This window comes from Runella aurantiaca, assembly GCF_003339505.1.
GTDB lineage: Bacteria > Bacteroidota > Bacteroidia > Cytophagales > Spirosomataceae > Runella > Runella aurantiaca.
The window spans coordinates 1-9,791 of the sequence record NZ_QPIW01000051.1 but is presented as its reverse complement, the minus strand read 5'-3'; the positions used below and the strand labels follow the sequence as shown (position 1 = coordinate 9,791).

Genomic DNA, 9,791 nt, shown 5'->3' with positions numbered 1-9,791 from the left:
GAGTGGTGGCGAATTTACAATTTTGAGAGACCCCACTCAGCTCTCAAGGGCAAGACACCTCAGCAAATATGGTTAAACCAAGAGGAACTCTATTTAAAAATGGCTGCGGCCTAGGGAATGAGGACAACCCGTCTTAGAATCTAAACTAAACGAAGATCCTTTGAGAGGTTATATATCGGAGGGCCAGCCACCCGTAACCCAAATAATTCCAAATCCTCATAAAGATGAGCTTTTTGTAAAGATTCAACTGATTGTGGAAAGTACATCTGCTGTACAAGTCATTACAGTCTTCTAATCAATTTAAAAGCGCTTAAAATCATGAAAAAACTCATTATGAGCCTCTTATTGGGGTTCACCTGCTACGCCCATGCCCTTTTAGGGCAAGCGCCTAAAACTCCACCGCTCAATTTCAGCGGCTGTTGGGATTCGGAATGGTCGACCTGCAACTCTAACGGTAAGATTGCAGCGGGAGCCACGCTATCTTTTAAGCAAGACCCACACAATAAGTTGCGTATGTACGGCGCCTGGACAGGCACTGCCGATGATGCCAAAGGGTATCGCCACAGTGGATTTTTGTTAGGCACTTTTCAGTTTACTCTAACATCAGCCAAGGCTTTTAACGGCACCTATACTGATATCAACGGCCCTTGTAAGAATTCAAAAGTTACGATGTTCTGGAACGGAAAACGATGAAAAATTTTAATCACACTCAAACTCTTTTTCTACAATGAAAAATCTCCTCACTTCCTCTCTCATTGCCTGTACCTTGTGTATCATATTACTGTTAGACAGTTGCAAGAAAAAAACTCCGGAACCTACCTTGTCGACTAAAATTCAGCAAATTGTGCCTGCCACTTTGCTCAATGACTTAAAAGTAAAAGGGATGCCTATTAATGAAGGCTTGAATCCACCCAATATTGAGGGAATTTTTGTTTCAAATCCTCATACTTTAGAAGTGCCTTATGCAGGAGATCCCAATTCTAAAGGCCATGTTTTTAACAGCTTGGTTTTACGATTTTCGAATCAAAATAGCAAAGAATTGAGCGTTAACATAGATACTAAGTCAAGTTCTACAGTGGCTTCTGGGATTGGGGGATTTATTTCCGGAACAGGTAATAAATTTAGCATTTTCGCTGAATTGTCCGTTCAAAACGGTACAGCTACCGGCAAACAGGTAAGAATTTTTTCAGGAGAGATTACCTCACAGGGTATCAAGGGTTTTTACTCCACTTTGGTATTTACAGAAAAAAATGATCCGAATAATGTCTTTATTGAAATTGGCGCAGCGCGAATTATTAAGGATGGCGATGGTTTGGCAAGTAAGACGAACGCGTTTCGAATGGGTGTTGAAGTCAATGACTTAATCGATGAAAGTTCAGTCGTTACGTCTTTAAAATAATTTTAAATCCCAGCAAACAATAGCCCTATAAGTTATTCTCTCACAACCGCGCCAGCGTCAAGCCGCCGTCTACCATAAATACCTGCCCCGTCGAATACGGAAAAGCGCCTTCGGCAATCGCTGCCACGGCTTTTCCGATGTCGTCGGGAAAGCCCCAGCGGGGTTGGACGGTGAGGCCGTCGGCGATGAGTTTGTCGTATTTGTCGGTAACGCCCGCGGTCATGTCGGTTTTGATCACGCCCGGGCGCACTTCATACACCGGAATTCCGTATTCACCCAAACGCGCCGCGAACAACTGCGTGGTCATGCTCAGTCCTGCTTTGGCCACGCAGTATTCGCCCCGATTGACAGAGGCCACCGTTGCCGAAATCGACGAAATGGTAATAATACAACCTTCAAAATCAGCCTTTTCGGCTTTTTGCTGAATCATCCAGTTGGCCGTCGCTTGCGTCAGAAAGTAAGTTCCTTTTAAATTGGTATTGACCACATAATCAAAGCTTTCTTCGGTAGCTTCCAAAATATCGGCGCGTACTTTGGGTGCTACGCCGGCGTTATTGACTAACACGTTCAGGCGTCCGAAATGGGATTTGATTTTCTCTAACATGGCCTTTCTTGCTTCTGCTGATGCAATGTCGCCCTGACAATAAATCACTTCTGCACCTAAACTGCGTAAATGCGTCAATGCCTCCTTAACAGATGCTTCATCGCGCATACCATTGATGGCCAGGTCAAAGCCTTTTTTAGCCAAATGTTCGGCAATTCCCAAACCAATTCCGCGACTGCCGCCGGTGACAAATGCTGTTTTTTTCATAAAATGTTAGATAAGCAACCTACGTGAAATTTCTTTACGAAATACTTTGTATGATTCTTTTATTAAGAGTTCTTTTTGTAAAAGTAGGTCTTGTAAATTATCTATTCTTGTATCAGCTTCTGCATACGTTTCATTACCAATTGGGAATTTTGAAACTGTAAATCTTTCATTATCATTATCATCATGTACACGATGTATATGATACCAATCGAAAAATTTTAAGCTACATGTCCACCTAAATTGATTTAAATTTTCAATAAATTGTTCAAAATATTTTTGTAAATCATCATCAATAAAATGATTTGAAACTGTCCGAGTAAATTCACTCAATTCGTCCCATTTATCATAGTATGATTGATAAATAATCAGTCTATTAATGGTAGAATTAATAGTATCGTATAGTTCAGTCTCACTACAAATTGACACAATTTGCTCAAACAATTTCTGATCTTTATATATATAATGTTTTCTTCTTTGCTTGTCAACTATTTTATCAAAGTCCTCAATAATAGTTTCAATAGCTTTCTTTAAAGTACTTTTTAAGTTTTCTTTATAGTTAAGATTCTCAGAGTTGTAGGATAAAATTCGATGCTTCCTAATATCAAAAGGAAGCTCTTCATTTCTTCCACAGGCCAAATTATTAATACAAATAATCCTATCCCAGCCAAGACTATTAATTGCAAATCCTAACTCAATCAATACATTAGGGTTTGGAGTAAATCTTGGGGAAGTGCTACCACTATTCACGATTGTAACATCACAAATAAAAATATCGGATAGGGCTATTTTGTTAAAAATAGTTTCAACTATATCAGGGCTACCGGTAGTATTTTGAGTATCTCGATCCAAAGATAATTCTAAACCAGTGTTTCTTATTGTCTCAATTGATTTCCTAATACAGGATTCAATATCTTTTCTATTTTTCTTTATATCTGACTGCCACGAATAAAATACTTTCCAATTTTTCTCTAATATTTCCATTATTAATATAAAGTGAAGGGTAACAAAATGTATTTAATATAGCCTAATATTGACAATAAGGCAATTTTAATAAGCTAATAGAATATGTGCCGGGATTCCCAGCTCATTATGCAAAAACTTCATAAAATTGATGCTCATTTGTTTTTTTCCATTCATAATTTCGGAGATGGTACTCTTACTCATTCCTACTCGTTTGGCTAATCCTGTTTGCGATAACCCCTGTTCCTCCATCTCGTATTTCAACGCTTCTAATGGACTTAGCCGTTCTATTTTATAGTGCTTTTGCTCATATTCGTGTACCAATAAAGATAGAACCTCCAATAAATCTCCCTCGGGGGTATTGGGCTTGGCATGAAAAATCATTTCTAATTTTTTCAATGCTAACTCGTAATCCTGTTCGGTTTTAATAGGTCTTATGGTTTCCATGACTCAAAATCTACGGTTTTAGCATCTATTTTATCGTACTCCGTGTGTGTCCCAATAAATTTCACAAAACATAATTGAAATTCATAGTTAAAGGCTGCTATCAATCTGTATTTGTTTCGTGCTATATTAAAAACTATTCTTTCGTTACCTACGAAATCTGCATTTTTGAAATCAACGATTACTTCCTGAGGAGTCTTATAATCCTTTCCTTCTACCTTTCCATACCAATGCCGTAAGTTTGGTTCAGCATCAGGATATTTCCCCCAAAACTGTTTCAATGTTTTTAATGCATGTATTCTCATAATACGCAAACCTAACAAAAAAGTTCGCATATAGCGAACTTTTATAAAATAACGTTTCAATTTAATCACAAACTCTCCTTAATCGCCTTTAACTCCTCTGCCTCAGAACGTTTTTTATAGAACGGATCTAACGGATAACAGCCTGAAATGATGCCGTTTCTTGGCGCAGTGGTACAATCTGAGAACGTACGGCAAATGAGGTTGCGCGTCATGGGACGGCCATTAGCCATGTCGTCGGGCATGGTAGGATACGACAACACCATGCGTCCAAAACCTACGCTATCGGCCATACCGTTGCGCAGTACGTATTGGGCCACGTTGGGGAGCCATTCCTGCAAATACGAATAGCCCGAACCAATAATAACTAACTCAGGAAAAGCTTTTTTAAGCTCGGCCGTTACTTCAATTTGTCTTTTTACCCCCGCAAACGGCTCTTCGGGCGGTTGGTAGCCGTCAGAAGGCGGAAAGAGCGCGGGGCGCATCAAATGCGGATTGTAATAAGGGCTGCCCCCTGTGATACAAATCATTTGAATACCCAGACTTTGGGCCAGTTTTAAAAAGGCTTTTGGCTCTTCTAAATCAACCCCCAAGCCATCTTCCCGACCGCCAAAAGCGTACGGATAGGTTTCGGCTTTTTCGGGCTCACCCTGCTCATTGGGACCTTTTTTGAACGGTAAAAAGTCAAACGCACTCACCCGAATACCCATTTCCAAGCCCGGCGCAGCCTGTTGAATACCCGCTACGATGTTGCGCAGGTAGCGCGTACGGTTTTCAAAACTACCGCCGTATTTACCGGGTCGGTCTACCGCACTCAAAAATTCATGGCCCAAATACCCGTGACAATGCTTGATGTCTACAAAATCAAAACCCGCTTTTTGCGCCAACACGGCCGCTTTGACGTATTTTTCGATGATTTCATCAATTTCTTCGTCCGTCAGTACAGGATAATCGGCATCCATGCCAAACTTTTGGTTGAGAAAAGGATGCGAATAAAGAATCTTCGATTCAAATTTTTTGTGACTGTTGGGCTTGCAAAAACGCCCCGAATGGGTCAGTTGCAGGCCGATGACGAGGTCGTCAGTGGTGCCAAATTTTTCCGTATGTTTATCCAAAATCAATTGGCGTAGGTTGACATATTCCTCAAAATTGTCTTCACTCATCACCAACTGATTGGGATTGGCTTTGCCTTCGTGACAAACGGCCACCGCTTCGCAGCCAAACAGCAACTTGGCGCCGCTGACGGCAAACTTTACCCAACGATTTTTGGTAAATTCCGTGGGTTTTCCGTCCAAGGTTCCGTCCCAGCCTTCCATGGGTAAGATACAAAGACTGTTTCCGATGGTTTTGCCTGATTTTAACGGAATGGCGGTATTGAATGGGCTTTCTGCGGGCGGCAGCAAGGTTTCGTCAAAAGACAAATCAACTTCAGCCGTTTCCAAGTACGTTTTCAAGTCAGACGCCGTTTTGAGTTGCGCCACTCGGGTATATTTTGGTTTGAATTTTGTAGACATGGAGGTTTCGTTAATTATTATCTGTTTTTCGGTATTGAAAAACGTAGGTTTTCTTTCTTTTACAAGCCAGACCTGCGGTCAGACTCAACCTACCCACTAATATTTATTTTACACAATTTAAAAATGCGTAATAAGGCTCCTTATTAATCATCCGCTGCACATACAGCGCGGCTTCACGAATGTGATAATCGCCCCACATGCTCGACTCACCATAGGCTATCTTACTACCTTCAGGTACATAATCCCAGCCGTTGGGTTGGTGATAAATGGAATGCAATAACAAGCCATGATGATTGGGATCGGTACTTAAGTAAGGCTCTTCGAGCAATGCGTTCAAAACCGTCAAACCTGCCTGCCAGTAGTTCTTCCCTGACTCAGTATCTCCTTTGGAAATCAAATAGTTACCCAAACGCAACAACCCCTGCGCACCGATGGCAGCGGCAGAACTATCGACTGGTTCATGGTCATTGAACGGGTCGGCAGGTCGGTTTAAATAATCTCCCAATTTATGGAGATTGGGCGCGCCAGTATCCCAATACGGAATACCGTTGGTGGGCGTATGTTCGATATAAAAATCGCAAGTAGCGCGGGCGGCTTTGAGCATCATAGCCTCGACGGCTTCTCGCCCACCGAAGGGGACCAACTGCCCATCAGAAATACTTTCCAAGGCTTCGAGTTGTTCAGGAAAACCGCACATGGCCCACGCCAAACCGCGCGTCCAAGTACTAAAACCGGTATAGCCCTGTTGCGAATTCGGACAGCGGAAGTTACCATCTTTGGTATTGAAAACACTCTCGTGGGCGGTACGGCCCCACAAATCGTACGAGTCGCGGCCTTCGCCATAAAATACCGAAAAGTCGGCGGTGGCTTTGATGTGCAGCAATGCCCGTTCAAGCAAATTGATTTTCACGTCTCCTTCTCCCTGAAAAACATGCCCTAATTGATGACTCACCACCAATGCCCTACACGAGCGAATGGTATCGACAAACAACGAATGAGCGCCATTGAAAGAATGGATAAAACCGCCCAGCCCGCCGTCGCGGTTCTTGATAGAAGTCCAGCGGCTTGCTTGCACAGCGCCTGAGATTTTGAGGGCCAATTCGTAGAAATTTTTCTCCCACTCATTGAATTCAATTTTGCCTTCATGCATCAGCCGCAGCAAATTCCCGTAGGTGCTAACATTATTGAATCCGTGGTCGTGTACGCCGATGTGGCTCACGTGCGGGGCCATCACGGTGATGGTATTTTTACGCCCGTATTCTAGGAAATCGGTTTCGCCCGTGGCATCGAACTGTAAAATGGCGGAGCCAAACTGAAAGCCCTGCGTCCATTCGGTCCAACCACGAGTGGTATATTGGCCTTTTACGGTAAAAACGGGAGAGCCGTTGGCAACGTCATAATGTTGTTCAATCAAACGGATTTTTTGGGCCGAAAGCGCCCAGAACCGCTGCAATTTGGCCGACAAATCAGAGGGCGTAAGAGTGGGATTAATGTGAATCATTCAGGTTGTAAAAGGAGGTTAAACGTGCTGAAATGAAAACAATTGCTGTGTTCATTATTTACTCTTAACAAACCATTTTACCCCTAAAATCTACTTTTAATTCGGGTCTAAATTGCGTTTTCGGATTAAAAACAAGCCTAGTAAGCCCCAAAAACAGCCACCAACACGGCGCTACCACGTTAGGTCAATCAACAAGGTAAGACCCATACCAACAAATCCACTCAGCGTACTTACCAGTGTCCACGCCCGCAGGGTTTGTCCTACGGTCATGCCCGAAAAGCGAGATATAACCCAAAAGCCTGAATCATTGGGAAACGAACAGCACATGCTACCGCAGCAGATTGCCAGCCCGACCGTAATGGGATTTGCGCCCGCTACGGCAATCATGGGTGCCACAATGGACGATGTAGTTACGGCCGCTACCGTAGCCGAGCCTTGGGCCGCACGCAAAATAGCTGTCAATACAAAGCCCAACATCAACAGCGACATATTCATGGAAGACAACCACCCGACGAGCGCGGTTGCAATGCCCGAACCGTTGATAATGGCCCCAAACGAGCCACCCGCACCCACAATCAGCGTCAATAAACCCGCCGAAGCGCCACTTTCACTGATGAGTTCTTCAAAGGTTTTCCGAAAATAAGGGCGTAACAATACCCCCGCCAGTATCACACCCAGCAACATAGCCACGTTTTTATCTCCCAAAAAAGCGATTATCTGACGGCTAGCGGTGCCTTTCGGCATCATTTCAGACACTACACTGCCAAACAAAATCAACAAAATCGGAAACAGAAGTAGCAATAATGAAAGACCGCCCGAAGGTTTTTTGCGGTCATCTTCCAGTACGGCCTCTGCAGTACCAGTAGGCTCGGTAATTTGCATGTGGGGCATTTTAATCAGGTATTTGGCAGCCACCAATCCTAGCAATGCCGGAGGCAACGCCACCAACAGTGACCAACCGATAAACTGCCCAGAAGGCAGATTCAGCGTGCCCATCACCGCCAATGGCCCCGGCGTAGGCATGACCAAACAATGCGTGGCAAAACCACCGATGAGCAATGCCGTTACCAAAGAAACCAACGGCAGGGTTGTTTTACGAGAAATATCTCGCAAAATGGGCATATAAATGATAAATACGGCGTTGAGAAATACAGGAATACAAATCAGATAACCCGTAAGATTAACGGCCAGCAGCGCATTTTTTTTGCCTACGGCACGCAGCAAAAGCGCGGCAATTTGTTCGGTGGCCCGCGCCTCCGCGAGCAGGTTGCCGAGCACAATTCCCAACCCAATCACAATCCCGATGCTACCGAGTGTTTGTCCAAAACCCGTTGAGATTTGCTTGGTTACCTCATCCAACGGCATCCCGATGGCTACTCCCGTGAGCAACCCTACCCCCAACAATGCCACAAAAGGGTTGATCTTCAGACGGATGATGGTAAAAAGCAGCACCGTGATGGATACCACAAAGATGGCAAGAGGATAGAAATGCGAATTCATGCAAGAGAGGTTTTAGGTAGTCAGAAAAGCGCGTAAAAGCATCTTTCTACTTTCTCGCCAACGCCTCACACGCCCCCGCCATTGACCATTTATGAATAAAAGTCGAAAATAAAGGCTGTTGGGTACGAGAAGTAAAAAAAGAGCACGTAATCGCTTTAGCATACACCGATTCTCTATTTCGGCAATCTCTTCGATCATTTCCTATGAACACTGTCCCAAAACTGCTTTTTTTACTGATTCTCCTGCAATCAAGTTTTATTATGGCCCAAAAAGACACAGTGATTGTCAAAAACATCACCTACGCCGAGGCCGACGGCAAAAAATTGACGTTGGATATTTACAAACTCAAAACGCAAAGTGAGCCTTATCTCATTGTGTGGATTCACGGCGGGGCGTGGCATTCGGGGAGTAAAGAAAATCCGCCATTGGGGATGTTGACGCACGGCTACGCGCTGGCAAGCGTTGATTTTCGGGCCAGCACCGAAAAACCGTTTCCTGCGCCCGTTCACGACATCAAAGCGGCCATTCGTTTTTTGCGGGCCAATGCCACCCAATACGGCTATAAATCAGACAAAATCATCATTTGGGGGGCATCCTCTGGCGGGCATTTAGCAGCATTGGTCGCCACCACCAACAACAACCCCGCCCTTGAAGGGACCCTTGGTAACTATCTCACGACCTCCTCTTCCGTGCAGGCCTGCATTGATTTCTTCGGCCCTACCAACCTGCTGACCATCTTGAGTCAATCGACACCGCACGGGCTGAATGTACGTTTGCCAGCGCTGGCCATTTTGTTGGGCAAACCCGTGGAGCAAGTGCCTGAATTAGCCAAAGCTGCCAGCCCAGTTTATCAGGTCAGTGCAAGTGCGCCTCCCCTTTTTATTGTGCATGGCGAGCAAGATAATCAGGTCCCCATCAATCAATCCATCGAGTTGATGAGTGCCTACAAAAGCAAAAACCTGCCCGTTCAGATAGAGTTTATCCCCAACGCAGGGCATTCAGGTCCAGCCTATACGACCAAAGAGTTGATGGGTAAAATGGCGGTGTTTTTGAAACGGGTGGGATTTTAGGCACTAAAACATGGAAATAATCTTATATAATCTAAAATTAAGTCAATAAAACAGCTAAGAGTTATATATTAAAGTAGAAACAACATATAGTTACAGAACAGTATTGTTTACAATCTCTGCCATCAAACCATATAAATAAAAATGCAGTTTTACTTTAACTGAATTAGGCTTCCCTTGGAAATTACTTTGGACTTTGTTTTTCTTTAAAAACCCCAGCTAACTATTGCTGGGGTTTTTAACTTTTGATTAACTTACCACAGAATAATACAACATTTACAAATTTTTCATCT

General features: G+C 43.8%; 10 protein-coding genes. 3 read left to right on the top strand and 7 right to left on the bottom strand.

Going from position 1 to position 9,791, the window contains the following annotated elements:
• Window positions 1–318 precede the first annotated feature (318 nt).
• Together DVG78_RS29655 and DVG78_RS29650 are read left to right on the top strand one after the other, a co-directional pair.
• Window positions 319–693, top strand: a complete 375-nt coding sequence (locus tag DVG78_RS29655; RefSeq protein WP_114464631.1) for a hypothetical protein — start codon at window positions 319–321, stop codon at window positions 691–693.
• Window positions 694–727: 34 nt separating this feature from the next.
• A complete protein-coding gene (locus DVG78_RS29650) occupies window positions 728–1,399 on the top strand; it encodes a hypothetical protein (protein ID WP_114464630.1) in 672 nt (223 codons plus the stop codon).
• 40 nt (window positions 1,400–1,439) lie between these two features.
• Here DVG78_RS29650 and DVG78_RS29645 read toward each other — a convergent pair whose 3' ends face one another.
• The 7 genes from DVG78_RS29645 to DVG78_RS29615 all read right to left on the bottom strand — a co-directional run bounded on the left by DVG78_RS29645 (window position 1,440) and on the right by DVG78_RS29615 (window position 8,431).
• Window positions 1,440–2,210 (bottom strand): 3-ketoacyl-ACP reductase, encoded by a 771-nt coding sequence (locus DVG78_RS29645; protein ID WP_114464629.1) that lies wholly within the window; start codon window positions 2,208–2,210, stop codon window positions 1,440–1,442.
• 6 nt (window positions 2,211–2,216) lie between these two features.
• Window positions 2,217–3,191 (bottom strand): hypothetical protein, encoded by a 975-nt coding sequence (locus tag DVG78_RS29640; protein ID WP_114464628.1) that lies wholly within the window; start codon window positions 3,189–3,191, stop codon window positions 2,217–2,219.
• Between the two features lie 66 nt (window positions 3,192–3,257).
• On the bottom strand, window positions 3,258–3,617 hold the full coding sequence (locus tag DVG78_RS29635; RefSeq protein WP_114464627.1) for a helix-turn-helix domain-containing protein: 360 nt from the start codon (window positions 3,615–3,617) through the stop codon (window positions 3,258–3,260).
• Complete coding sequence (locus DVG78_RS29630; RefSeq protein ID WP_229598353.1) at window positions 3,605–3,949, bottom strand: type II toxin-antitoxin system HigB family toxin; 345 nt, start codon at window positions 3,947–3,949, stop codon at window positions 3,605–3,607. The genes DVG78_RS29635 and DVG78_RS29630 overlap by 13 nt, the downstream gene beginning before the upstream one ends.
• A gap of 35 nt (window positions 3,950–3,984) precedes the next feature.
• Window positions 3,985–5,430: an oxidoreductase gene (locus DVG78_RS29625; protein ID WP_114464625.1), complete on the bottom strand. Its 1,446-nt coding sequence runs from the start codon at window positions 5,428–5,430 to the stop codon at window positions 3,985–3,987.
• A gap of 103 nt (window positions 5,431–5,533) precedes the next feature.
• Window positions 5,534–6,931 (bottom strand): glycoside hydrolase family 88 protein, encoded by a 1,398-nt coding sequence (locus tag DVG78_RS29620; RefSeq protein ID WP_114464624.1) that lies wholly within the window; start codon window positions 6,929–6,931, stop codon window positions 5,534–5,536.
• A gap of 171 nt (window positions 6,932–7,102) precedes the next feature.
• Window positions 7,103–8,431 carry a GntP family permease gene (locus DVG78_RS29615; RefSeq protein ID WP_114464623.1) on the bottom strand — a complete coding sequence of 443 codons (1,329 nt, stop codon included), beginning with the start codon at window positions 8,429–8,431 and terminating at the stop codon, window positions 7,103–7,105.
• 203 nt (window positions 8,432–8,634) lie between these two features.
• Between DVG78_RS29615 and DVG78_RS29610 the strand changes: the two genes are divergently transcribed.
• The gene (locus DVG78_RS29610) at window positions 8,635–9,501 is read left to right on the top strand and encodes an alpha/beta fold hydrolase (protein WP_114464622.1); all 867 of its coding nucleotides are present in this window, start codon (window positions 8,635–8,637) and stop codon (window positions 9,499–9,501) included.
• Window positions 9,502–9,791: the final 290 nt, after the last annotated feature.